Source organism: Chitinophaga sp. (assembly GCF_039596155.1).
GTDB lineage: Bacteria > Bacteroidota > Bacteroidia > Chitinophagales > Chitinophagaceae > Chitinophaga.
Window position 1 is genome coordinate 61004 of sequence record NZ_JBCNKF010000002.1, and the last position, 25594, is coordinate 86597.

24 protein-coding genes are annotated in these 25594 nt (G+C 46.0%); 21 read left to right on the forward strand and 3 right to left on the reverse strand.

Annotation, left to right across the window (positions count from 1 at the left end):
• Positions 1–4: 4 nt before the first annotated feature.
• From ABDW33_RS02100 to ABDW33_RS02130, 7 genes are all read left to right on the forward strand, one after another.
• Entirely contained in the window at positions 5–2341 is a 2337-nt protein-coding gene (locus ABDW33_RS02100) for a mechanosensitive ion channel domain-containing protein (protein WP_343688416.1), read from the forward strand.
• A gap of 87 nt (positions 2342–2428) precedes the next feature.
• The gene (locus ABDW33_RS02105; RefSeq protein WP_343688417.1) at positions 2429–3508 is read left to right on the forward strand and encodes a tetratricopeptide repeat protein; all 1080 of its coding nucleotides are present in this window, start codon (positions 2429–2431) and stop codon (positions 3506–3508) included.
• 9 nt (positions 3509–3517) lie between these two features.
• Positions 3518–4108 carry a Crp/Fnr family transcriptional regulator gene (locus ABDW33_RS02110; RefSeq protein WP_343688418.1) on the forward strand — a complete coding sequence of 197 codons (591 nt, stop codon included), beginning with the start codon at positions 3518–3520 and terminating at the stop codon, positions 4106–4108.
• A gap of 52 nt (positions 4109–4160) precedes the next feature.
• On the forward strand, positions 4161–5147 hold the full coding sequence (locus ABDW33_RS02115; RefSeq protein WP_343688419.1) for a hypothetical protein: 987 nt from the start codon (positions 4161–4163) through the stop codon (positions 5145–5147).
• Between the two features lie 159 nt (positions 5148–5306).
• Positions 5307–5999: a phosphoribosylformylglycinamidine synthase I gene (gene purQ, locus ABDW33_RS02120; protein WP_343688420.1), complete on the forward strand. Its 693-nt coding sequence runs from the start codon at positions 5307–5309 to the stop codon at positions 5997–5999.
• Positions 6000–6049: 50 nt separating this feature from the next.
• Entirely contained in the window at positions 6050–6505 is a 456-nt protein-coding gene (locus tag ABDW33_RS02125; protein WP_343688421.1) for a protein-disulfide reductase DsbD domain-containing protein, read from the forward strand.
• Positions 6506–6620: 115 nt separating this feature from the next.
• Positions 6621–8600 (forward strand): cytochrome c biogenesis protein CcdA, encoded by a 1980-nt coding sequence (locus ABDW33_RS02130; protein WP_343688422.1) that lies wholly within the window; start codon positions 6621–6623, stop codon positions 8598–8600.
• Between the two features lie 51 nt (positions 8601–8651).
• Here the strand turns inward: ABDW33_RS02130 and ABDW33_RS02135 are convergent, their stop codons facing one another.
• From ABDW33_RS02135 to ABDW33_RS02145, 3 genes are all read right to left on the reverse strand, one after another.
• Entirely contained in the window at positions 8652–9545 is an 894-nt protein-coding gene (locus ABDW33_RS02135) for a cation diffusion facilitator family transporter (RefSeq protein ID WP_343688423.1), read from the reverse strand.
• A gap of 353 nt (positions 9546–9898) precedes the next feature.
• Entirely contained in the window at positions 9899–11251 is a 1353-nt protein-coding gene (gene hisS / locus ABDW33_RS02140; RefSeq protein ID WP_343688424.1) for a histidine--tRNA ligase, read from the reverse strand.
• A gap of 18 nt (positions 11252–11269) precedes the next feature.
• Positions 11270–11704: a low molecular weight protein-tyrosine-phosphatase gene (locus tag ABDW33_RS02145; RefSeq protein WP_343688425.1), complete on the reverse strand. Its 435-nt coding sequence runs from the start codon at positions 11702–11704 to the stop codon at positions 11270–11272.
• Positions 11705–12400: 696 nt separating this feature from the next.
• Between ABDW33_RS02145 and ABDW33_RS02150 the strand changes: the two genes are divergently transcribed.
• From ABDW33_RS02150 to nuoL, 14 genes are all read left to right on the forward strand, one after another.
• The gene (locus ABDW33_RS02150; RefSeq protein ID WP_343688426.1) at positions 12401–13324 is read left to right on the forward strand and encodes a substrate-binding domain-containing protein; all 924 of its coding nucleotides are present in this window, start codon (positions 12401–12403) and stop codon (positions 13322–13324) included.
• 37 nt (positions 13325–13361) lie between these two features.
• Entirely contained in the window at positions 13362–15077 is a 1716-nt protein-coding gene (locus tag ABDW33_RS02155) for a tetratricopeptide repeat protein (protein ID WP_343688427.1), read from the forward strand.
• Between the two features lie 157 nt (positions 15078–15234).
• Positions 15235–15627, forward strand: a complete 393-nt coding sequence (locus tag ABDW33_RS02160; protein WP_343688428.1) for an NADH-quinone oxidoreductase subunit A — start codon at positions 15235–15237, stop codon at positions 15625–15627.
• 81 nt (positions 15628–15708) lie between these two features.
• Positions 15709–16272 carry an NADH-quinone oxidoreductase subunit B gene (locus ABDW33_RS02165; RefSeq protein WP_116853921.1) on the forward strand — a complete coding sequence of 188 codons (564 nt, stop codon included), beginning with the start codon at positions 15709–15711 and terminating at the stop codon, positions 16270–16272.
• A 51-nt stretch (positions 16273–16323) separates the two neighbouring features.
• Positions 16324–16845 (forward strand): NADH-quinone oxidoreductase subunit C, encoded by a 522-nt coding sequence (locus ABDW33_RS02170; RefSeq protein ID WP_343688429.1) that lies wholly within the window; start codon positions 16324–16326, stop codon positions 16843–16845.
• An 18-nt stretch (positions 16846–16863) separates the two neighbouring features.
• Complete coding sequence (locus tag ABDW33_RS02175; RefSeq protein ID WP_343688430.1) at positions 16864–18081, forward strand: NADH-quinone oxidoreductase subunit D; 1218 nt, start codon at positions 16864–16866, stop codon at positions 18079–18081.
• A gap of 33 nt (positions 18082–18114) precedes the next feature.
• Positions 18115–18600: an NADH-quinone oxidoreductase subunit NuoE gene (gene nuoE / locus ABDW33_RS02180; RefSeq protein WP_072359211.1), complete on the forward strand. Its 486-nt coding sequence runs from the start codon at positions 18115–18117 to the stop codon at positions 18598–18600.
• Between the two features lie 28 nt (positions 18601–18628).
• Positions 18629–19993, forward strand: coding sequence for an NADH-quinone oxidoreductase subunit NuoF (gene nuoF / locus ABDW33_RS02185; protein ID WP_343688431.1), 1365 nt, complete (start codon positions 18629–18631; stop codon positions 19991–19993).
• 63 nt (positions 19994–20056) lie between these two features.
• Positions 20057–21145 (forward strand): 2Fe-2S iron-sulfur cluster-binding protein, encoded by a 1089-nt coding sequence (locus ABDW33_RS02190; RefSeq protein ID WP_343688432.1) that lies wholly within the window; start codon positions 20057–20059, stop codon positions 21143–21145.
• Between the two features lie 23 nt (positions 21146–21168).
• Positions 21169–22206: an NADH-quinone oxidoreductase subunit NuoH gene (gene nuoH, locus ABDW33_RS02195; RefSeq protein WP_343688433.1), complete on the forward strand. Its 1038-nt coding sequence runs from the start codon at positions 21169–21171 to the stop codon at positions 22204–22206.
• 40 nt (positions 22207–22246) lie between these two features.
• Positions 22247–22756 carry an NADH-quinone oxidoreductase subunit NuoI gene (gene nuoI, locus ABDW33_RS02200; protein ID WP_343688434.1) on the forward strand — a complete coding sequence of 170 codons (510 nt, stop codon included), beginning with the start codon at positions 22247–22249 and terminating at the stop codon, positions 22754–22756.
• Between the two features lie 36 nt (positions 22757–22792).
• A complete protein-coding gene (locus ABDW33_RS02205; protein ID WP_146965376.1) occupies positions 22793–23290 on the forward strand; it encodes an NADH-quinone oxidoreductase subunit J in 498 nt (165 codons plus the stop codon).
• 22 nt (positions 23291–23312) lie between these two features.
• The gene (nuoK, locus tag ABDW33_RS02210; protein ID WP_116853914.1) at positions 23313–23630 is read left to right on the forward strand and encodes an NADH-quinone oxidoreductase subunit NuoK; all 318 of its coding nucleotides are present in this window, start codon (positions 23313–23315) and stop codon (positions 23628–23630) included.
• Between the two features lie 45 nt (positions 23631–23675).
• Positions 23676–25577: an NADH-quinone oxidoreductase subunit L gene (gene nuoL / locus ABDW33_RS02215; protein WP_343688435.1), complete on the forward strand. Its 1902-nt coding sequence runs from the start codon at positions 23676–23678 to the stop codon at positions 25575–25577.
• Positions 25578–25594: the final 17 nt, after the last annotated feature.

Here is a 25594-nt window from a genome sequence, read left to right on the forward strand (position 1 = left end):
ACTCATGAAAAAACCTATCCTTTTGCTTTTACTACTGGTGTTCACCAGCGGTATGGCATTAGCTCAGAAAGCACCACCAAAGGGCGCTGACACTACCTTGTTCAGCGACAATAACCAACCAACAAGAAGCGATTACCTGGCCGGGTTTGAGAAAGTATTTCAAACCATGAACAAAGTACCGCTTGTCACCAGTTCCTTTACCCGTTTGCAGGACATCCAGTCACACCTGAAAGATGCCGATTCCGTGCTGGAGATCCTGAAAGATCGTTTCTCCGGAAAAGACAGAACCCTGAATATCAGGAATCTTCAGATGTACCAGTCTTTATTGGAAGAATTGGATAATACCATGAGTGAATTTGGTAAGGTCCTGAATGGCTATGATCAGAAGATGGATGATGTGAGAAAGGAGATCAGGGATCTGCGCAAGGATACGCTGATGCGTGGCCTGTTTAAAGATTCTGTATTAAGAGCTTCTTTCACGCCGCAGCTGCAGACGCTGCGTACCAAGTTCAGAAGAGCGGATAGTCTCGTGAAAGCTAACACGGCGATCCTCAACGACCTGAAGGCAAAAGTATCTACCGATGCGATTGTGATAGAAGAACTGGGGTATCAAACCTCCGAAGCGCTTAAAACAGCTGGTGGCCGTGCATTTACGAAAGAACGGCTTTACCTGTGGGAACCTGTTACCGCACAAGGCAGCACCCCTCCGCCGGGTGGCTTTAAGAAGTCAGTAAATGCAGAACAACAACTTGCCAGCTATTATTTCAGGAATACCCGGAGCAAACGCTCTATGTTATGGGTGATTGGCATTGCATTTTTTGCCTGGGTCAATTATAACTTCCGTAGCCTGAAGAAATTAAATAAGCTGAGTGCTATCAAGGAGTTTGATTTCAAGTATGTAAAGGCAGTGCCATGGCTGATGACTTTTGTATTGATGTTGAACCTGGCGCCATTATTCGATCACAATGCGCCTGCTATTTATATAGAGACGACACAGTTCCTGCTGATGGTACTGCTGACGCCTGTGTTTTATAAACTATTACCCAGGCAGATCTTTATGGGTTGGGGATTATTCATCCTCTTATTCCTTTTCCTGCCTGTGATCCGGATATTAGGATTGCCCATACGCCTCATGCGCTATGCGAATGTGGTGCATGACCTGGTAGCCATTGTGATCGGGTTGTTATTTATACGGGTCCGCTCTTTCCGCAATGAATACCGTTTGATGTGGTGGGCGGTGATGCTGTATACATTCCTGAATATCCTGGCAGTATGCATGAATATGTTTGGTCGTGTGACGTTGTCACAGATCTTCAGTGCCACAGCGGTATATGCACTGGCGCAGGCAGCAAGTCTCAGTGTCTTTGTGCAATTGACCATAGAAGCATTCCTGTTACAGATACAAGGTAGCCGTATCCGTAAGCGTTATCCTGAACAGTTTGATGTAGCAGATATCCGGCGGTCACTTTTCCGTTTTGTATCAGTACTGGCCGTGCTGATCTGGGCAATAGTATTCAGTACCAATCTGAATATTTACGATGCATTCAATGCGGGACTGAAGGCATTGTTCCAGGCATCCATTGTAATTGGCAACAGTTCCTTTACGATTGGTGGTGTTGTGCTGTTCCTGGGCATTATCTGGGTCGCGAATTTTCTCCAGAAGTATATTGCTTATTTCTTTGGGGATATCGGTGATGACGCGGCGTTCGATGATAAGGGACAGCGCTCAAGGTTGCTGGTGACCAGGCTGATATTACTGGTGCTGGCTTTCCTGCTGGCAATCAGTGCTTCAGGGTTACCGGTGGATAAGATCACGGTGATCCTCGGTGCGTTGGGTGTGGGTATTGGTCTGGGTTTACAGAGTATTGTCAACAACTTTGTATCCGGCATCATCCTGATCTTTGACCGCCCGCTCCGTATTGGGGATACAGTGGAAATAGGCAGTAACAAAGGGCGTGTGAAGGAAATTGGTATCCGCAGCAGTACATTGTTAACCGAAGATGGGGCAGAGGTCATTCTGCCCAATGGGGATGTGCTTTCCAAGGAGATCACGAACTGGACATTGAGTAACAGCAATGCCCGGATCAATTTCAACTACAAGGTAGCGAAGCTGGAAGATCCTGAAACGGTAAAACAGGAGTTGAAAGCGCTGATTGCAGCCAATGAGCAGGTGATAGCACGCAGAGAGATTGAGATCATTATGAATCTTGTCAGTGCAACTTCCCTGTCAGTAAGGATTGCTTTCTGGTGCAGAGATATTATGAAAGTGTCAGAAACAGAGGCTGCCATTAACAATGCGATTTACGATTACTTTGCGCAAAAGGGGATTGTGACCCAGTAAAAAGAAATGTTAAAATAGAAAAGCCCGGTACTTCTTATGGAGTCCGGGCTTTTTTTTCATCCTATATTCGTAACGACTTAACCTCTTATGCAGAAATTTACCTTATTACTGTTACTAAGCATTTGTATGGGGATAACCGGGGAGGTGCAGGCACAGGCTGAAAGGGACACAGCGGATGCCAGGTATAAAACGGCGATTGCATTGATGGAGGAAGGAAAGCCCGCGGCAGCAATTCCTTTGCTTGAAGAAGCGATTCGATTAAACCCCAATGAATGGGCCTATCATTATGAGATTGCCTACTCGAAATACATGCAGGCGGATTACAATGCGGCCGTCGATATTCTCAAAAAGCTGGTAAAGCGGAAAGACATCAACAGCCGGGTGTACCAGTTGCTGGGAAACGCCTATGACCTGGGTGGCAGGCGGGATAAGGCGCTGGATGCGTATGAGAAAGGATTGAAGGTCTTTCCTGCGGCAGGTAACCTGTACCTGGAGCGGGGAGTGATGGAAATGAACGTAAAGGATTATAATAAGGCATTAACATATTTTGAAAAGGGGATTGAGGTAGATCCGATGTTTCCATCAAATTATTACTGGGCGGCCAGGATTTTTCTGAATACCCAGGAGGAGGTGTGGGGCATGCTGTATGGAGAGATTTTTTTGAACCTGGAGCGTGGTTCTAAGCGTACAGACGAGATCAGCAGGCAATTGTACCTGACGTATAAGGGAGAGATCCGGTTTAAAGACGACACTGCTGTAACGGTGAGTTTTTGTAAGCAGGCGGAAGTGTCGGCATTGCCTGATGGGAAGTTACGTCTTCCTTATGGAATGGCAGTGTACGAGCCGGTGTTGCTCATGTCGCTGGCAGGTGAGCAGTTTATCAGTTTGCCTTCCCTGAACAGGATCAGGACCCGGTTCGTGGAAAATTATCAAAAAATGCCATTGGCTAAAAAGAGCCCTGTGGTACTGTTTGACTATCAGCAGCAGGTAAAAGACGCGGGCTATATGGAAGCATATAATTACTGGATACTGGCGGAGGGCGATGAAAAGCAGTTTGAAGAGTGGAGAGGTGAACATAAGAAGGAGTGGGAGGAATTCCTGCAATGGTTCAGGAAGCATCCTTTGCAGATAACGCAGGAAAATAAGTTTTACAGAGGGAAGTATTAAATTGGGGCCATGACAGAACAGCAGATATTAGAACAGGCGGTGAGGGGTTTTTCAGGCATGGATGCGCAAAGCTTTGCCTTGTCATTGCCGTATTGGGAGTTGAGGACTTACCAGAAAGGGGAGTATTACAATGAATACCGGAATGTGTGTAAACATTTGGGTTTCATTGTGAACGGGGTATTCCGCACCTATTATGTGAATGAAGAGACGGGAGAGGAGAAGAATATGTTGTTTTACACCACGAACCAGATGGTAACCGCTTATAAGAGTTTTTTGACCCGGCGGCCCTGTAATTTTTATACAGAGAGCATGGTAGAGTCGACTATTTTATATATACATGTAGATCACTTACAGGAATTGTATAAACAGTCTCATGAATGGGAACGTTTTGGGCGGTATATCGCTGAGGTAGCTTTCAACCTGATGATGGAGCATACAGAGGATGTGATGTTTAAGACGCCGGAGGAGCGGTATTTACAGCTCCTGGATCAGCATCCGGACATCTTTAACCAGGTGCCGCTGTACCACATTGCATCTTACCTGGGTATAGCGGGGCCATCTTTGAGCCGTATCAGAAAGCGGATGCAGAAAAAAACTTAATATTTTACTTTACCTTTGGAACGCTTTAAAAAGTAGAAAAGAGAATCAGATTGTGGTTAAATTCTTCCGCTCCGGCAACCCGCTGACAGTATTACTGCTGTTATTATACACATTGGTGGTAAAATTTCATTACCTCTATTATCCGTCCACTTACCTGGCCGACGGTTCTGAAGGGTTATTATATGACCTGCTGGTAAAATGGCTCCGGGCGCTTGTAGGCCCCAGTCCATTCTTTTTTACCTCACTGGCGATCATGATCCTCCTGTTGCAGGCCCTGCTGATCACGAAAATTGTGAATCACCAGCGGCTCTTTGCCAAGCCGAACTATTTACCTGCTATGTCATATATGCTTTTCACGTCATTACTACATGACTGGAATGTGTTCTCACCTGCGCTGCTGGTGAACCTGATTATGCTGTGGGTATTCTCTTCTATCACCTTACTATATACCCGCACCTCTGCGAGAGATGTGGTATTTAATATAGGATTTGCGCTTGGGATCTGTGGATTATTCTATTTCCCGGCCATTATATTCTGCCTGTTATTGTTAATGAGTTTGTTGATAATGAGGCCCTTCCGCCTGGCAGAGTGGATCATTGCGGTGTTGGGACTGGTGGGCCCGCTGTATTTGCTGGGCACTTATCTTTTCCTGACAGACCAATGGGGCTTATTTGAAAAGATTCCGAGAATTGGGCTTTCCATCGAGCTCATATTGCATTACAAGGTATGGGGTGCTATTGTATTCAGTGTGGTATTTTTCCTGTTGGGATGGGCGCTGTTACAACGGAGCCTGAAGAAGATGCTGATTCAGGGCAGGAAGATCTGGGGGGTATTGGTGATCTATGTGTTCGTAGCCATGCTGATTCCTTTCTTTAATTTTCACTTCTCTCCGGCGTACTGGGTACTGGCTATATTACCGTTATCCATGTTCGTAGCGAATGTTTACTGGTCTATCCGGAACAATACGATGGCCAATGTCATTCATTTATTAACAGTGGCTTATGTGATTGTGATGCAATGGTTTAGTAGCAATCATTAGCGATATTTCCGGCAGGTTTTATTTTGAACGGCTATGGAAATGTGCAGACGGCACAGTAATTTTGTGGTTTTTCCGGTACTTTGCGTTCATGGTCCTGGATGTAAAAGTCGGTTAAAATCAATAAGATATATTTAAGACCATAAAATTCAACTATTTAATATGAAATTCGGCGTAGTCACTTTTCCTGGCTCAAATTGCGATCATGATATGATAGATGCCCTGCGTAACGATCTGGGGCAGGAAGTGATAGAGTTATGGCACAAGGATAAAGACCTGAGCATGTTCAGTACAGCTGACTGTATCGTACTGCCGGGTGGTTTTTCTTATGGCGATTATCTGCGTTGTGGTGCTATTGCACGCTTTAGTCCGATGATGCAGAGTGTGATCGAATTTGCTAATAAAGGTGGTCGTGTAATAGGCGTATGTAATGGTTTCCAGATCCTGGTAGAAGCAGGGCTGTTGCCAGGTGTACTGTTGCGTAACGAGAACCAGCAGTTCGTTTGTAAGAATGTGTACCTGAAGAGTGATAATCCGGTGGCTTCTCTGACGAAAGATGTAACCGGTCGTCCGCTGATGATTCCGGTAGCACATGGAGAAGGTCGTTATTATGCAGATAAGGATACCCTGGAAAGCCTGCAGGCAAACAACCAGATCCTGTTCCGTTACTGCGATGAATTTGGTAACGTAGTGGAAGAAGCAAATCCGAATGGTGCGACGCTGAACATTGCAGGTATCTGTAACAGGGAGCGCAATGTATTTGGTATGATGCCTCACCCGGAAAGGGCGACCCGCAACGTACTGGGTAATACCGATGGGCAGCTGATATTCCAGAGCCTTATTAACAACAATTGATTCTGTTTAGAAGTATAGTATAAAATCAGCCAACCAGTTAAAAAAAACGTATGAAACAATTATTAACAGCGATCTGTCTTTTCGCTTTGCCACTGCTGGCAAGTGCGCAGATTGAGAATCCGGTGAAGTGGAGCTTTACGTCGAAGAAGATCAACGCTACCACGTATGAATTACACATGACAGCTACTATCGACGGTGGTTGGCACCTGTATGCACAGGAAGCCGGAGAAGGTCCGGTACCTACTTCCTTCAAGTTCACTAAAAGCCCGCTGGTAGTAGCCGAGGGTAAAGTAACTGAGGTAGGTAAGCTGCATAAAGCTTTTGATAAGAACTTTGATTCAGAACTGAAATACTACGAGAACCAGGTAGACTTCGTACAGAAAGTTACCGTGAAAGGTAAAGCTGCTACAAAGGTGAAAGGATCAGTAGAGTTCATGACCTGCGATGATCATCAATGTCTGCCGCCTAAATCAGTAGACTTTGCAATTTCTGTAGGAGGAAAATAATTTATACAGGAAGCTGTACACCACAGTATTTCCGTACACGTCAATTGAAACGAGTTCCTCCGGGAACTCGTTTACTGTTTGAAATGGGAAGCAGTCCCTAAATCCTATTATCTATATGAAGCATTTGCTAACATTCATAATACTTATTGCCACGGCCTTTGGGGCGCAGGCACAGGAGCAGCCGGCGGATACAGTCGTTCACTGGCAATACACCGCGGAGAAGAAAGGCGCACAGGATTATGTGCTGCATTTTACCGGAACCATTGAGAAGGGTGTGAAACTGATCTCCACCACCATGCCAGATGATGCCCTGGTGTATAGCCGTGTGGTAGCGGATAGCGCAGCTACAGTAGGTACCATCACAGAAGAGGGTAGCCTGAAGCAGGGAAAAGAGGCGATACTGGACAATGCCGAGGTGAAATACTTTGAAGATAAAGTAGTACTGAATGTACCGGTTCATTTGAATGGAGAAGTGAAGAAGCTGGAGGGTGCGGTGAACTACATGTACCTGAAAGGAGAAGAAGCTGGTGGACCTGACGAGTTTAAATTCAAGTTCAAAGCGGATGCATCTGGTAGTTTGGTAAGTGTAGCTGCCGGGTTGCAGGAAGCATCGGCAGATGCGGCGAACTCGCTGAAGCGCAGCCATATCAAACTCGACGCGCCGGTGATTGTAACTGGTGAGCAGGTGCATGAAAAGAAAAGCCTGTGGGGTATTTTCCTGCTGGGTATGATAGGTGGTTTTGTAGCATTGGTGACACCTTGCGTGTTCCCACTGATTCCGCTGACCGTATCTTTCTTCACCAAGAAATCCCAGGACAAGAAGAAAGGTATTGCGAATGCCGTGACTTATGGGTTCTTCATTTTTGCGATTTATGTATTACTGAGCACACCCTTCTATTTCCTGAATAGTATTGCGCCGGAGATCTTTAATAATATCTCTACCAACGTCTGGTTGAACCTTGTGTTCTTTGTGATCTTCATTGTATTTGCCATTTCCTTCTTTGGGGTGTTTGAAATAACGATCCCAAGTGGTTTGGCGAACAAGGTGGATAGCAAATCAGGCGTAGGTGGTCTGGTAGGTATTTTCTTTATGGCGCTGACACTGGCGCTGGTATCTTTCTCCTGTACAGGTCCTATCTTAGGTTCACTACTGGCGGGTGCGTTATCAGCTGATGGTGGTGCGGTACAGCTTACAGCAGGTATGGCGGGATTTGGTTTTGCACTGGCATTGCCTTTCGCGCTGTTCGCGTTGTTCCCTAATTTATTGAGTGCATTACCTAAATCCGGTGGATGGTTGTCTTCTGTGAAGGTGGTACTGGGCTTTATAGAAGTGGGTATGGCGATTAAGTTCCTCTCAAATGCTGACCTGGTAGAGCACTGGGGTATTGTGAAGAGAGAGATCTTCTTTGCCGTGTGGATTATCTGTGGCATCCTGATCGTGTTATATCTGCTGGGTAAGATCCGTTTCCCGCATGATTCTCCGATTAAGAAGTTCAGCGTAACGCGTATCGTATTTATTATCATATTCGCCGCGTTTACAGTGTATATGTTGCCGGGGCTGACGAATACAGCGTGGGCTAACCGTAAGCTGATCAGTGGTTTCCCTCCTCCGTTGAGTTATAGCATTTACAACAACAGGGCGAAAGGTGTAGAAGCCAATGTGGTGAATGATTATGAGAAGGCCCTGGAGATGGCGAAGGCACAGCATAAGCCGATCCTGATAGACTTTACCGGTTGGGCGTGTGTGAACTGCCGCAAGATGGAAGAGAATGTGTGGACAACGACAGAGGTAAAGCATTTAATCGAAGAAGATTATATACTCGTGTCATTGTACGTGGATGACAGGAAGGTGTTGCCGGAAGATCAGCAGTTCCTGTATACCACTACCAATGGTCAGAAGAAAGAGATCAAGACGATTGGGGATAAATATGCGACGATGCAGACGGAGAACTTCATTAATAACTCTCAGCCGTACTACGTGCTGATTAGTCCGGACGAGCAGTTGCTCACAACGCCGGTGGGGTATACGCCGGATGTGGACAAATATGCAGATTGGTTGAAGAAGGGGTTGGAAGCGTATAATAAAGTGAAATAGGTTTTTAAAAGATAGATTTTAAAAAGGGCTGCTTGTAAAAGCGGCCCTTTTTTATTGTCCGGGTGTGATGATGATATAATGTGCGAATGGGAATTCTTTTTTGATGGCTGTTTTTACCCGTTCGATTGCGTCAGTTATATCCTGTGTTTCGAGATCATCTTTGAAGCGTACTAAAAGTAAGAGCATCACTTCTTCAGGTGATTGATAAGTAGAGAAGATCTGTAGCACCTTATCAATGGCTTTATCATTTTCCACGATACTACGGATCTTGAATTGCGTAGCGGTGGCAATGCCTTCACCCATCAACAGGCTGCGGCTTTCACGAGCCAGCAGAACGGAAACAATCGTGAGTATCACCCCAACAATCAGAGAAGCTACGCCATCCAGGTAAGGATTATTGAGTTTATGACCCAGGTACAACATGATTGCCACTACCGCCAGTCCTAATACGGCGGCACTATCTTCGAACAATACGAGGAAGCTGGCGGGATCTTTACTTTGATGCACTGCTGTCCACCATGATTTTTTGCCTTTTACTTTTTTGAAGTCGATAATAGCTACTACGAGGGAGCCGCCGTCGAAGAGGAAGGAGCATGCCAGTACGATATAGTTCCAGAAAGGATCGGCAGGCGGTGCGGGATGGCGCAGATGGCTGATGCCCTGGAAAATGGAGATGCTGCCACCGATGGCGAAAATGAGTAAGGAGACGATGAAAGACCAGAAATAGAGTTCCTTGCCATAGCCGAAGGGGCGTTTTGCATCGGCGGTTTTTTTACTAAGCCGGATGCCGAGCAGCAGGAGGAGTTGGTTGGTGGTATCTACCAATGAGTGGACACCTTCGGAGAGCATGGCGGTGCTGCGGGTAACGAAGCCAGAGATGAATTTAATAACGGCGATCAGGAGGTTCGCTGCCAGGGCGATGTATACAGTTCGATTCGGATGCATATGGATAGCCAGTGAAAAGTATGCCGAATGTATGAGGGGGGATATGTCTAAGCTATATGGTTGCTATATATCAACTATACCACGTTAACGATATTAAAAGGACACTATAAGGTCACCAAAAGGGCACTTGTATATCGATTGGATATTGAGGTGATATTGAGGTGCCCTTTTAGTGATGGTTAAGTGGCGTTTTGGATATGAAGGAGAGATAAAGGAGAAGTGGGGGGATGTGTAAGAGCAGCATAAGAAAAGCGGGTGGGAGGGCGCCAGACCTGGTGTAGAAATAATATAGCCAGGATACATCTGTACCCTGGCTATAACATATTGGATAATTGAAACTTATATCTTATACCTTATTGGAAAGAATAGCTTTCCAGTGCAGCAGCGGTAATTTTTTCCTGTTGGCCGCTCACCATATTCTTGATACTGAGTACGCCTTCTTTCACTTCACTTTCGCCCATGATGATGACATATGGGATGCCGCGTTTATTGGCGTATTTCATCTGTTTATCCATTTTGGCAGGCTCGTGGTAGAGTTCTGCGGCGATGCCCCGGGCGCGGAGGCTGGCGAGCATGGGGAATGCGGTGGCGGTGGTAGTTGCGTCCATATTGAAGATAAGTACGCGGGTACCTTGCTGGGCAGTGGCCGGGAAGAGGTTTAATTCTTCAAGTACATCATAGATGCGGTCTACGCCGAAGGAGATACCGACGCCAGAGAGGTTAGGCAGGCCAAAGAGACCGGTAAGGTCGTCGTAACGGCCGCCGCCGCCGATGCTGCCCATTTTAACGGTGGATGGTGCTTTTACTTCCACGATCATACCGGTATAGTAGTTCAGGCCGCGGGCGAGGGTTACATCGAGTATGGGGGTAGTTTTGAACGCGTTCGGCTGGGAATGAAGTACATATGTTAGTTCTTCAATACCTTTTTTACCCGTTTCAGAATTTTTGAACAGTTCGCCCAGTTGTTGCAGTTTTTCCTCATTATTCCCCTCAATGTTGAGAAAATTTGCGATAACGGCGATTTCACTGTCGCTCAGGCCACGCTCAGCCAATTCTTCTTTTACTTTTTCAATACCGATTTTATCTAATTTATCGATGGCTACGGTGATATCTGTTAATAACTCAGGTTTTCCGGCCACTTCAGCCAGTGCGCTGAGGATTTTGCGGTTATTAATTCGAATTTCATAGCCTGCCATACCCAGTTTAGTGAATACGGCATCATAGATCATGAGTAATTCAATTTCATTTAGCAGGGAATTGCTGCCTACAATATCCACATCACATTGATAAAATTCGCGGTAGCGGCCTTTTTGCGGTCTGTCGGCGCGCCATACCGGCTGCATCTGGTACCGTTTAAAAGGAAATGCCAGGTCATTCTGGTTCATCACTACGAACCTGGCGAACGGAATGGTGAGATCATACCGCAATGCTTTTTCGCACAGCAGGATCCCCAGTTCGCGGCTATCTTTTGCCTGCTGGGCGCGGCCAAGGATATCACCGTTGTCAAGAATTTTAAAGATCAGTTTATCCCCTTCCTCACCGTATTTGCCGGTCAGGGTATCCATTTGTTCCATGGCAGGGGTTTCCAGTGGCTGAAAGCCGAATAGTTCGAATGTTTCGCGGATCGTCTGAAAGATATACTGCCTTTTCCTTACTACCACAGGTCCGAAATCGCGGGTACCTTTTGGTATACTAGGTTTTATCATTGTTTTTACTTTTTTATATCAGTAGCTTGCCACTATGCGCTGGCAGGCTTTGTAGATCATATTATATACCGGTTCAAAGAGTGCATCGTCGTACCATGGATCAGGTACAGGTTGCTGGTTATCAAGGAGCAGTTGTACTTTCTCTCTGTCAGCCGTGGTGCGGGCTTTGCGCAGCACGTCGCGATAGTTGTCGAGGTCCATCACGAAGATGTGGTCAAATTCGTCGAAGTCAGCGACCTGGAACTGACGGCCTCTCAGTCCTGAAATATCTATGCCATGCTGTCTGGCCACCTTTACAGAGCGGTTGTCTGGTGGATCGCCCACGTGCCAGTTGCCGGTGCCGGCTGAATCAACGTCCCAGTTGAGTCCTTTTTCGTCTGCCAGATGTCTGAGAATGCCTTCCGCCAGTGGGGAGCGGCATATATTGCCCAGACAAACCATTAATATTCTCATAATTGCCGCAAACCTACAAGATTTTAACATTATTTTATTAATCCACCGCAATTTTGCCGAAAGGCCCACCCGGTGGGAATCCGGGCACTGTCAGGCCCGGTGTGGTATAAATGGCATGGCTTATGGAATTTTAATTATGCAGCATCTATATAATAATTATAGAATACTATGATGAAGATTATTCTCGTATATACTGCAAATAGCGGGAAATTTGATTCATATTAGTATTAACAAGGTTTTAACAACTTCGTTCGTAATTAAGTGTAGATTGAATATGAAAAAATGTGTGAATGCCAGACGTTTACAAAACCTGCGCTAGTGGCGGATTTTCCACGTATACGTTTAGTATGCAACCCATTTTTCTTGACAATCTTCTAATAGAACAGGTATTTGATTAGAAATTTTTTTTTGTATAATTGTAATTCGCAACAACGCTGATGGAACAGGAAAGATCTGGTAAAAGGAATATGAGCATCGATTACCGCTCAATGGGAGAGTTAATTAGAGGGTTATTTTTTATGCTCTTTGGATTATTTGCAATATTTGCTGAAAGACTCGGTATGGGTAGTTTTCAGGTATCGCAGACTGTGCTCACTATATTCGGGGGGGTGCTGATCGCTTATGGTATTTTCCGCGTGTACCGGGGAGTGAAAAATTCATTTTTTAATAGGAATTAATCTACTAATAGTCAGGTATATGTTTACCAGTATCATTAAAAGGAACCGGATTTATAGCGCATTGTTAGCGACAATCGTTATCTTGTCATCCTGTACATCGAATAATAAATCCGGTCAGGTGAAGGATACGCCAACATCCGGCACGATCAAAATAAGTGTAGATGAGACATACAGGCCGCTGATTGAGTCGGAAATAAAAGTTTTTGAGTCACTTTATCCGAAAGCTCATATCATCGCGGAATACAAACCCGAAGTAGATTGCTTCAGAGACCTGATGGCCGACAGCGCACGGTTGGTCCTCGTAACCAGGAGCTTCAACCAGCAGGAGCTGGATTATTTGAAACAACTTAAGATATCGCCGCAAAGTATGCTGCTCGCCTGGGATGGCGTGGCATTGATTACTAATCACAGTAATCCGGATTCTATCCTCACTATGGACCAGGTGCGCAACATAATGGACGGAACTGATACAGAAAAAAAGTGGCAAATCATTTTTGACAATTCGAATTCAAGTACGGTTAGATATATCCAGGATTCAATCAATAAAGGAAAGGCCCTGCCCAAGAATGTAATGGCAGCGAAAACCAATCCGGAAGTGATTGATTACGTGGCTAAATCGAAAGATGCACTGGGTGTAATCGGGGTAAGCTGGATATCAGATACCAACGATGCTCAGGCGATAGAATTTACAAACAAAGTGAGCGTTGTGAAGGTGCGCGCTGATAATGGTTCAGAATTTGTAAAACCATATCAGGCATATATCGCTCTCGGTTCATATCCACTGAAAAGAGGATTATTCTTTTGCTTAAAAGAACCTTACAGTGGATTGGGATCCGGATTCGCGACCTTCCTCGGCGGACAAGAAGGACAGATGGTGATAGGTAAATTCAAACTGTTCCCTGCGAAATTGAACATCGTGTTTAGGGAAGCGAACATCAAGTAAAAAACTAACACAACTAAAATTAAAAACCGGATTGCTCATGAACAGACGGAAAAGTTTAATTGTTGCAATGCTGTGCGTCGCGAACGGCGCAATGGCCCAATCTGTAGAAGATGGATTGAAAGACCTGTATTATGGCAAGTATGAGACAGCCAAACAAGACCTGGAAAAAGTAATAGCCGCTAAGCCTACTGAAGAAAGAGCATATTATTACCTGGGTATCGCTCAGCTGGGTCTGGGTGATAACAATGGTGCTGCTGCCACCTTCCAGAAAGGTCTGACCGCAGTGCCTACTTCTGCTTTACTGCAGGTAGGTATGGGCAGACTGGACCTGTTGAAAGGTGATGCTGCTGCTGCAAAGACCAAGTTCGAAGCAGCAAGTACTGCTACACAGGGTCGTAATGGCGATGTAGCCCGTGCAATCGCGGATGCGAATTCAGAGATCCATGGTGGCGACCGTGGTTATGCGTTGAGTGTAATGGAAAAATTACTGAACAACGAAGGTCGCAAGAAGAAAGAAGTTTATACAGCTACCGCTGCTGATTATATCGAGCTGGGTGATGCTTACCGTATGCTGGGTGGTGAAAATGGTGGTAAAGCGATCAATACGTATGAGAAGGCTTTAGAGCTGGATCCTAACAGTGCTGAAGCGACCATGAAAGAAGGTATTGTAAACTACAATGCCAAGCTGCTGCAGGATGCGGTAAACGACTGGACCAAAGCCACTAACATGGATCCTAACTATGGTCCTGCTTACTATCAGCTGTACGAATTCTATATCACTCCAACCAAAGCACAGCTGTCACTCGAAAATGCAGCTAAGTACCTGGAGAAATATATGAGCGTGGTAGGTGAAGGTGCCGGTAAACTGGAAAATGAATACAACCTGGCTGCTATCTCTTTCTACAAGAAAGACTATGATGCGGCTATTGCCAAAGCGAAATCTGTATTGCCACAGACAACCGAAGCAAACAAGGGTAAATTCACCCGCCTGCTGACGGATGCTTACCTGCAGAAAGGTGATACCGCTACTGCAAAAACAGAAATGGAAGCCTACGTAAAAGCTGTGGGTGATGCCAAACTGGCTCCAAACGACTACAAACTGCTGAGTGCTATCTACCAGGCAAACGTAGCTGACTCTGCTCAAAGAGCGCAGAACGATTCACTGGCAGCGATGTACCTGGAAAAATATGCCCTGGCTGATACTGCAAAAGATGCAGAAAAATACAGAAGCGTAGCTGAGTCTTTCAAAGCGATGGGCGCCAGCAAGAAATCTGCTGAGTGGTATGGTAAACTGGTAAATGACTTCCCGGATGATAAGAACACCGGTAAGATCCAGGATATGTTCTGGAAAGGTACCATGGAGATCTATGCACACGAATACGACCAGGCAGATTCAACCTGGGGTCAGTTCGTAGCCAAGTATCCTACACAGGAAATACTGGGTACTTACTGGAGAGGTCGTGCGAACATGGCGAAGGATCCTGAAGCAAAAGAAGGTCTGGCACTGCCATACTTCCAGCATCTGTTCGAGATCAAAGGTGATGAAAAACTGAAGCCAACACAGCTGATGTTCCCTTATCAGTACCTGATGATCTATTATTATAACAAAAATGATGATGCGAACATGAAGATCTGGATGGACAAGGTAACTGCTATTGATCCAAACAACGCTACCGTTGCTGCGATCAAGGAAAACCTGGCTAACAAGTCAAAATCTGCGTCCAAACCTGCTTCTCAGGGAAACAAGAAATAAGCTAACTGTGCTTTAAATAGAAAACCCCGGCGACTGCCGGGGTTTTTTTATTTCCGGTTGGGGAAAAAACATAATATTTTAATCGTTCAATAGATTTGAATATTGCTAGACTTAGCCTATTTTTGCTCATTCTGATGAACGATTTATAGGGAAGCTTATGTTTATAGACACAGTTTTATTGTCAGCAACTACTCCTTTTAGCTATTTTCCTATTGTATTACAGTTAATAGCTGCACTGGGTTTTGTAGGTATTACCATGTTCGCTACACACTTTCTGGGTCCAAAAAGGAAGACTAAGGATAAACTGGAGACGTTTGAAAGCGGTATTGAGCAACACGGTAACGCCCGCCAGCCGGTAGCTATTAAGTACTTCCTGGTGGCTATCCTGTTCGTTCTTTTCGACGTGGAGGTCATTTTCTTCTATCCTTATGCCATCAATTTCCGTCTGTTAGGATGGGAGGGGTTTGTAGCCATGTTGATGTTTGTGGCATTTTTTATGGGTGGTTTCCTTTATATCCTGAAGAAGGGAGCCCTGAAATGGGAAGATTAATATTAATATGGCACACAGCCTGTTGTGAAGCTGTGCCTGCTAAAGGTCAAATCTGATATTGAAATTTTAAATCTGAAGGTTATGGCACGTCCGGTTCAGTATAATACGAAAGTGAAGACAGTGGAAATCCCTGAGGGATATTCCGGGGAAGGTTTTTTTGCGACTTCGTTTGACAAAGCGATCGGTCTGGCACGTAAAAACTCCATCTGGCCGCTACCTTTTGCTACTTCCTGCTGTGGAATCGAATTCATGGCCACCATGGCGTCTACCTACGATCTGGCGCGTTTTGGTGCAGAAAGGATGGCATTTACTCCCCGTCAGTGTGATTTGCTGATGGTAATGGGTACTATTTCCAAGAAAATGGGACCTGTATTACGCCAGGTATACCTGCAGATGGCTGAGCCACGCTGGGTAATGGCGGTAGGCGCATGCGCCAGCAGTGGTGGTGTATTTGACACCTACTCTGTATTACAGGGCATCGACCAGGTGATCCCGGTAGATGTATATGTGCCAGGATGCCCTCCACGTCCTGAAGCGATTATCGATGGTTTTATGCGTATCCAGGACCTGATTGGTCAGGAAAGCCTGCGTCGCCGCCACTCTGATAAGTACAAAGAACTGTTGAATTCCTACGGTATACAATAAAGATCACTATACACCTTACTCCTGTATCTGTGATCTTAAACATACACTGCAATGTCCTTGACTAACGACTATATTAAACAACGACTAACCGACAAGTTTGGTGAGGCTGTCTCACAGGTGGAAGAAACCTTTGGGATGCTCAATTTTACAGTACCTAAAGATCTGAACCTGAAAGTAATGCAGTTCCTTTATGATGATGAGGAGCTGCAATTTCGTTTTTTAACAGACCTCACTGCTGTGCACTATCCTGATCGTAAAGGAGAAGAGCTGGCGGTTGTTTACCACCTTTACAATTTTGCCCAGCGTGTAAGACTTCGTATGAAGGTGTATACCAGCGTGGAAGATCCGAGAGTGTTTACTGCCACCCGCCTGTTTGAAGCTGCAAACTGGATGGAGCGTGAAACTTATGACTTCTTTGGTGTGAACTTCGTAGGGCATCCAAACCTGAAGCGTATCTTAAACGTGGATGAGATGGATTACTTCCCCATGCGTAAGGAATTCCCACTGGAAGACCAGACTCGTATCGATAAAGATGATGAAATGTTCGGCCGCGGCGGGCATATTGGCATATAATTAATTATTTCGTTGATCATGTCAGAGCAACATAACATAACACTTCCGGAAGGATCTATTGAAAGGGTCACTCAAACCCTCAACCTCGGACCTACCCACCCTGCTACACACGGGGTGTTTCAAAATATACTGGAAATAGACGGTGAGCGTGTTGTCAGCTCCGAATCTACTGTGGGTTATATCCACCGTGCATTTGAGAAGATTGCTGAACGCCGTCCTTACTACCAGATCACTCCTCTTACAGACCGTCTGAACTACTGTTCTTCTCCTATCAATAACATGGGATGGCACATTACTGTAGAAAAGCTGCTGGGTATTCAAACCCCTAAGCGTGTGGACTACCTGCGTGTGATCATCATGGAGCTGGCACGTATCTGTGATCACCTGATCTGTAATGGGGTTGTAGGTGTAGATACCGGCGCCTTCACCGGCTTCCTGTACCTCATGCGCTGGCGTGAGCTCGCTTATGAGATCTACGAAGAGATCTGTGGTTCCCGCCTGACTACCAACATTGGTCGTGTAGGTGGTTTTGAAAGAAACTTTACACCAGCTGCTTTCGAGAAGATCGAAAAGTTCCTGGTAGAGTTTCCAAAAGCGCTGAAGGAATTCGAAACCCTGATGAACCGCAACCGTATTTTTATGGAGCGTACACAGGGCGTAGGTCCGATCAGTGCAGAAAGAGCGATGAACTATGGCTTTACCGGTCCTAACCTGCGTGCTGCAGGTGTGGATTACGATTTACGCGTAGCACATCCTTATTCTTCTTATGAAGATTTTGAATTCTCTATACCAGTAGGCACCACCGGTGACTGTTACGACCGTTTCCTGGTACGTAACGGTGAAATGTGGGAAAGTCTCAGCATTATCCGTCAGGCGATGGATAAGGTGAAGGCACTGCCTTCCGATGTATACCATGCGGATGTTCCTGCTTATTACCTGCCGGAGAAGAGCGATGTATACACCAAAATGGAAGCGCTCATTTACCACTTCAAGATTATCATGGGTGAGTCGGACATTTTACCAGGCGAATTGTACAATGCTGTAGAAGGTGCCAACGGGGAACTGGGTTTTTACCTTATCAGTGATGGTGGCCGTAGCCCTTACAGACTGCACTTCCGCCGTCCCTGCTTCATTTATTACCAGGCTTATGCTGAACTGATCAAAGGGGCCATGCTGAGTGATGCCCTGATCTGTATGAGTAGCCTGAACCTGATTGCAGGTGAGCTGGATGCATAACGAAACGCCTTTTTGTTTTTTTAACTATAGAATATGTTTTCAGAAGAGAAGCTGAATAAAGTAAAGGAGATCATCGCCCGCTATCCTCAGGGTAGACAGAAGAGTGCGCTTATTCCCGTGCTGCATCTTGCACAGGGTGAGTTTGGCGGCTGGCTCAGCACAGAGACTATGGATTACGTAGCTTCCCTGCTGCAGATCAAGCCTATTGAAGTGTATGAAGTGGCTACCTTTTACTCGATGTTTAACCTGCAGCCGGTAGGTAAGCATGTATTCGAGGTGTGCCAGACCGGCCCCTGCATGCTGCGCGGTTCAGACAATATCATCGACTATATTAAAAAGAAACTGGATATAGGAGTAGGAGAGACGACGAAAGACGGCCTCTTTACGCTGAAAGCAGTTGAATGCCTGGGTGCCTGCGGTTACGCGCCGATGATGCAGCTGGGTAAACACTACAAAGAACACCTGACACCTGAAAAGGTGGATGCCATCATTGAAGAATGCAGGGCGAACGCAAACTAAAAGCCAATCTACAAACTATAACAGTAAGATGGGACGCAAACTACTTTTTGACAAAGCACATATAGAAAACATCCGGTATTATGATGTATACCGGGCTAACGGCGGCTACGGATCGGCGGAGAAAGCATTGAAGAGCATGACTCCTGACCAGGTGCTGGATGAAGTGAAGAAAAGCGGTCTGAGAGGCCGTGGTGGTGCTGGTTTCCCTACCGGTATGAAATGGAGCTTTATCGCAAAACCAGAAGGCGTACCCCGCTACCTGGTATGTAATGCCGATGAATCTGAGCCAGGTACTTTCAAAGACCGTTACCTGATGGAATTCCTTCCTCACCTGTTGATCGAAGGTCTGATCATTTCCAGCTATACCCTGGGTGCGAATACCTGCTACATCTACATTCGTGGTGAATACGCATGGATCCCTGATATCCTCGAAGAAGCAATTGCTGATGCAAAGAAGAACGGCTGGCTGGGTAAGAATATCCAGGGCAGCGGTTTTGATCTTGAAATATATGTACAGCGTGGTGCAGGTGCTTACATCTGCGGGGAGGAAACTGCCCTGATCGAAAGCCTGGAAGGTAAGCGTGGTAATCCACGTATCAAGCCTCCATTCCCGGCGGTGAAAGGTTTATACGATTGTCCTACTGTGGTGAACAATGTGGAAACACTGGCTACCGTAGTACCGATCCTTCGTATTGGTGGTGAAGAATACGCTAAGTATGGCACTGGTAAATCTACCGGTACCAAGCTCATTTCTGCCTGTGGTAATATCAACAAACCAGGGGTGTATGAAATCGAGATGAACATTTCAGTTGAAGAATTTATCTACTCTGATGAATATTGCGGTGGTATCGCGAATGGAAAGCGCCTGAAGGCGTGTATTCCGGGCGGTAGTTCCGTACCTATCCTGCCTGCTAACCTGTTGCTGAAAACGGCAAAAGGAGAACCACGCATGATGACTTACGAAAGCCTGGCTGACGGTGGTTTTGCTACCGGTACCATGCTGGGTTCAGGTGGTTTCATTGTACTGGACGAAGACCAGTGTATTGTGAAGAACACCCTGACCTTTGCCCGTTTCTACCACCACGAAAGCTGCGGACAATGTAGCCCATGCCGTGAGGGTACCGGATGGATGGAGCGTGTGCTCAAGAACATCGAGAACGGTAAAGGAAAGATGAGCGATATCGACCTGCTGTGGGATATTCAGCGTAAGATTGAAGGTAACACCATCTGCCCGCTGGGGGATGCTGCTGCCTGGCCGGTAGCTGCGGCTATCCGTCACTTCCGCGATGAATTTGAATGGCATGTGCTGCATCCTGAAGAAGCGCAAAAACGCAATTTCGGTCTTGCACACTATGCAGATCCGCTGGAAATCGCTGCACCTGCAGCAGTATAAGAATCAACAATATCTAACACGACGTTTCGTGTAAAGAACGAGCGCCTTTTTTAAGCGAACAAAATGGCTGAAGAACAGAAACTCTTTAAAGTCAAGATTGACGGAATCACTGTGGAAGTGGCACCAGGTACTACCATCCTGAATGCTGCCCGTCAGATAGGAGGAGATATAGTGCCGCCTGCAATGTGCTACTATTCCAAACTGCAGGGTAGTGGTGGTAAATGCCGTACGTGTCTGGTAAAAGTATCCAAGGGTTCTGAAGCAGACCCGCGTCCTATGCCAAAGCTGGTGGCCTCCTGCCGTACTACTGTAATGGATGGGATGGAAGTAGCCAACATCACTTCTCCTGAAGTGCTGGAAGCACGTAAGGGTGTGGTGGAATTCCTGTTGCTGAATCATCCGCTGGATTGCCCGGTATGTGATCAGGCGGGTGAGTGTCACCTGCAGGACCTGGGTTATGAGCATGGTGCTGAAGGTACCCGTTACGAATTCAAACGCCGTACTTTTGATAAAGTAGATCTGGGTGATAAGATCCAGTTACATATGACCCGCTGTATCCTTTGTTACCGTTGTGTATTCACTGCCGACCAGGTAGCTGGCAACCGTGAACATGGTGTACTGGGTCGTGGTGAGCATGCTGAAATCAGCACTTACCTGAGCAAGAACTTAAGCAGCCCCTTCATCGGAAACGTGATTGACGTATGTCCTGTAGGTGCCCTGACCGATAAAACATTCCGTTTCAAGAACCGTGTATGGTTCCTGAAACCCGTAAATGCACACCGTGACTGCGACAACCCTAAGTGCTGTGGTAAAACGGTGCTCTGGATGCGTGGTGACGAAGTATTCCGCGTAACTGCACGTAAAGATAAATATGGAGAAGTAGAAGACTTCATCTGCGATACCTGTCGCTTTGACAAGAAGGAAGCGAAGGATTGGGTGATCGAAGGTCCACGTAAGATTGAGCGCCAGAGTGTCATTTCTGCTAACCATTATGTAGGTGTCAACAAGCCGAAGGATACCCTGGTAGAAGTACTGGATGGCCGTCAGCCCAAACTGCTGATGGATATTCACAGCATTAGCCAGGTAAACCGTCCGAATATTGATCTGTCGCAGATCGATGGGCCTGCACACTCTGATGATTTTAACAAGTAAGTAACTTTTATAACTCGTATTTGATGCAAGTAGACTGGTTTTTCATTCTTGAGAAGATATTACTGATATCCGGTGTATTGGTAATATCTCTGGTCGTGGCCATGTATTCCACATGGGGCGAAAGAAAGGTAGCGGGTATTATGCAGGACAGGCTTGGTCCAAACAGAGCGGGTCCGTTAGGATTGCTCCAGCCGCTGGCAGATGGTGGTAAACTCTTCTTCAAGGAAGAGATCATTCCAGGATCTTCCAATCGTTTCCTCTTCATTTTAGGTCCATCACTGGCTATGACAGTAGCCTGTATGACCAGTGCAGTTATTCCCTGGGGCGATACCCTGACCATTGCCGGTCATACCGTATCCCTGCAGGTTGCTGACGTGAACATTGGTATTCTTTACATTTTCGGTGTGGTGAGCTTAGGCGTTTACGGCATTATGCTGGGCGGCTGGTCTTCCAACAATAAATTTTCTCTCTTATCATCTATCCGTGCGGCTTCACAGATCATCAGCTACGAGCTGGCGATGGGTATGGCACTGATTGCACTGCTGATGGTAAGCGGCACCCTGAGTCTGAAAGAGATCGTAGAGCAACAGCGTCACAGTGGTATCTGGAACGTATTCTTACAGCCACTGGGCTTTATCATTTTCCTGATCTGTTCTTTTGCTGAAACGAACCGTTCTCCATTTGACCTGGCAGAAGCAGAGAATGAACTGAATGGTGGTTATCACCTGGAATATTCTTCCATGAAACTGGGTTTCTTCCTGTTTGCTGAGTACATCAATATGTTTATCAGCTCTGCGCTGATGTCTACGCTGTACTTTGGTGGATACCACTTCTGGGGACTGGATAGTCTGCATTTGTCGCCAAACCTGCTGACTTTACTGGGTACACTGGTGCTGTTTATAAAAACTATCTGCTTCATTTTCTTCTTTATGTGGGTACGCTGGACGATCCCGCGCTTCCGTTACGATCAGTTAATGCGTTTGGGTTGGAACTACCTGATCCCGATTGCGTTGTTGAACATGCTGATCACAGGTGGCTGGATTTTGTGGCATCAACATTAACAGAAAGAAATTGTAAACTTATTTAATCGCATTATTAATCATGCAAACTTTAACAAACAGGGCAAAACCGGTAGATCGCAGGCCAATGAATTTCCTGGAGAAGTTGTATCTGCCGGCTATTGGGAAAGGGATGGTGATCACTTTCAAGCATATATTCCAGAAGAAACCAACAGTAAGTTATCCTGAAGAAAAACGTGAGTTCAGCCCGGTATTCCGTGGTCTGCACATTTTGAACAGGGATAAGGAAGGACGTGAGAATTGTACGGCTTGTGGTCTGTGTGCGGTGGCTTGTCCTGCAGAGGCGATCACGATGGAAGCTGCTGAAAGGAAGCCGGGTGAAGAGCACCTGTACCGGGAAGAAAAGTATGCTGCACGTTATGAGATTAACATGCTCCGTTGCATCTTCTGTGGTTTTTGTGAAGAAGCTTGTCCTAAGGATGCGATTTATCTCTCTGAAACATTCGCACCTGCTCATTACAAACGTGAAGGTTTCATCTATGGTAAGCAGGATCTGTTGATTCCATTGCCAGGAGAGCAGAAAAATGCATAATTCCAAACACAACAATCAGACAATATAGCAATGGGAATGAATTTACAACAAGTCGTTTTCGGGGTTCTCTCTATCATTTCACTGATCACTGCGCTGGGCGTGGTGTTTAGTAAAAGCCCCGTTACAAGTGTCCTTTGCCTGATCCTTACATTTTTTACCATAGCCGGCCATTACGTGATGCTGAATGCTCAGTTCCTGGCGGTGGTGCACATCATTGTTTATGCAGGTGCGATCATGGTATTGTTCCTGTTCGTGATCATGCTGATGAACCTGAATGCTGAGGGGGAACCGCAAAAGCGGAACTGGCTCAAGTATGCAGGGGCGATCAGTGGAGGTGCTCTGCTGGTAGTACTGCTGGCGGCGCTGCGTGAAGCGAGCCTGCCTTCATTAACACCGGAATCTAACAATATTGGCCTGATCGCTAATCTTGGTCAGACTTTATTCAAAACTTATGTTGTTCCTTTCGAAGTGAGCAGCATCCTGTTTTTGAGCGCCATGGTTGGTGCGGTCGTGATTGGTAAGAAAGAACATTAATCGTAATCTGTAATTCATTTTTATGCCGGTTCAATATTATATCTTTTTAAGCATTGCGCTCTTTTGTATTGGAGTGATGGGTGTATTGATGCGCAGAAATGCCATTATCATCTTCATGTGTGTAGAGTTGATGCTGAATGCTGTGAACCTTTTGTTAGTGGCGTTTTCTAAAATGTGGGCAGATGCGGGGAGAGTAGACGCGGCCGGGGCCCAGATCTTTGTGTTTTTCATCATGGTCGTGGCGGCAGCTGAAGTAGCAGTAGGTCTGGCCATCATCGTTATGGTATACAGAAATTCACAGTCAGTAGATGTGAATATCATGAACCGTCTGAAGAATTAACCATAAGGCAAACCGTAATTTGTAATCGTAATTCGTATTTGATAGATGATTAATCTAGTTTGGCTGGTACCATTATTACCACTATTAGGATTTCTGGTGAATGGATTGGGAAGAAGATACCTCTCCAAATCACTGGCAGGTATCGTTGGGAGCGGGGCTATACTGGCGGCTTTTGTGATTAGTTTGGGGATGTTCCTGGAAGTACGTACCCCGGGTTTTCAGGCGGTAACCGTACAACTGTTTGACTTCATTTCTGCAGGCAGCCTGCATATTCCATTTGCCTTTCAGGTAGATCAGTTAAGTTCACTGTTCCTCCTGATCATTACAGGCGTAGGCTCGCTGATTCATATTTACTCTACTTCTTACATGCACGATGAGACCAGCGAAGGGTTTGCGCGTTATTTCGCGTACCTGAACCTGTTCGTGTTCTCTATGTTAATCCTTGTTTTAGGAGCTAACTACGTGATGATGTTTATAGGCTGGGAAGGTGTAGGACTTTGTTCTTACCTCCTGATCGGCTTCTGGTATAAGAATACCAACTACAACAACGCTGCCAAGAAAGCTTTTGTCATGAACCGCATCGGGGACCTTGGTTTCCTGCTGGGTATGTTCCTGATGATCGTACATTTTGGTAGTGTGAATTATTCCGAGGTATTACCTCAGATCGCTGGTGTAGCAAAGGGGGATGGTACCCTTGCTGCGATCGCCATGCTCTTCTTTGTAGGTGCCATGGGTAAATCAGCACAGGTGCCTTTGTATACCTGGTTGCCTGATGCGATGGCGGGTCCTACGCCGGTTTCTGCCCTGATCCACGCTGCTACGATGGTAACAGCGGGTATCTATATGATTGCCCGTAGCAATATTCTTTATACACTGGCTCCATGTGTGCAGAACGTAGTAGCTATCATTGGTCTGGTTACAGCCGTGCTGGCAGCTTCTATTGCGCTGAAGCAGGATGATATCAAGAAAGTGCTGGCTTACTCTACCGTATCTCAGTTAGGCTATATGTTCCTTGCCCTGGGTGTAGGTGCTTATACGACTGCGGTATTCCACGTAATGACACACGCTTTCTTCAAGGCGCTGTTGTTCCTTGGTTCAGGTTCAGTGATTCACGCGATGGGTGGGGAGCAGGATATTCGTAAGATGGGCGGTCTGAAAAAGTATATGCCTATCACGAATGCTACCTTCCTGATCGGATGTCTGGCTATATCCGGTATCCCTGGTTTGTCCGGCTTCTTCTCTAAAGATGAAATTTTATCCCACACCTTTGCTGCCAACAAACTGCTGTATGTAGTAGGCTTGCTGACAGCATTGATGACGGCGTTCTATATGTTCCGCCTGTACTATATCACATTCTGTGGTCAGTTCCGCGGTACACACGAACAGGAGCATCACCTGCATGAAAGTCCGGGCGCTATTACGTTCCCGCTGATTGTGCTGGCTATCCTGTCTGTGATTGGTGGTTATGTAGGTTTACCAGCAGTATTTGGTGCACCTAACCTGTTAGAACATTACCTGCATCCTATTTTCGCTGCTTCTGCAGAGAAGGTAGAACCTCATGAGCTGGCACACAGTACCGAATGGTTGCTGATGGGACTGAGCTCTGTGCTGGTGATCATCACTATTTTCCTGGCACGCAGCTGGTACCGCAACTTTGCCGACAATGGTGAGCCGCGTACGGGGCTTGCGAAAGTGCTGGAGAACAAATGGTATGTAGACGAAATTTACGATGCTATCATAGTAAAGCCCCTTGGTATGCTGAGCCGTTTCTTTGAAGAGGCGATTGAGCGTTCTGGTATTGACAGGCTGGTGAACGGTGTAGGCCGTGGTGTTCAGTGGGGTAGTCAACAGGTAAGATTGCTTCAGAGCGGGCAGGTAGGTTTTTACATATTTGCCATGGTTATAGGGATGGTATTGTTATTCGTAATAGGCTTCCTGGTACGATAATAATTACCTGCATCATC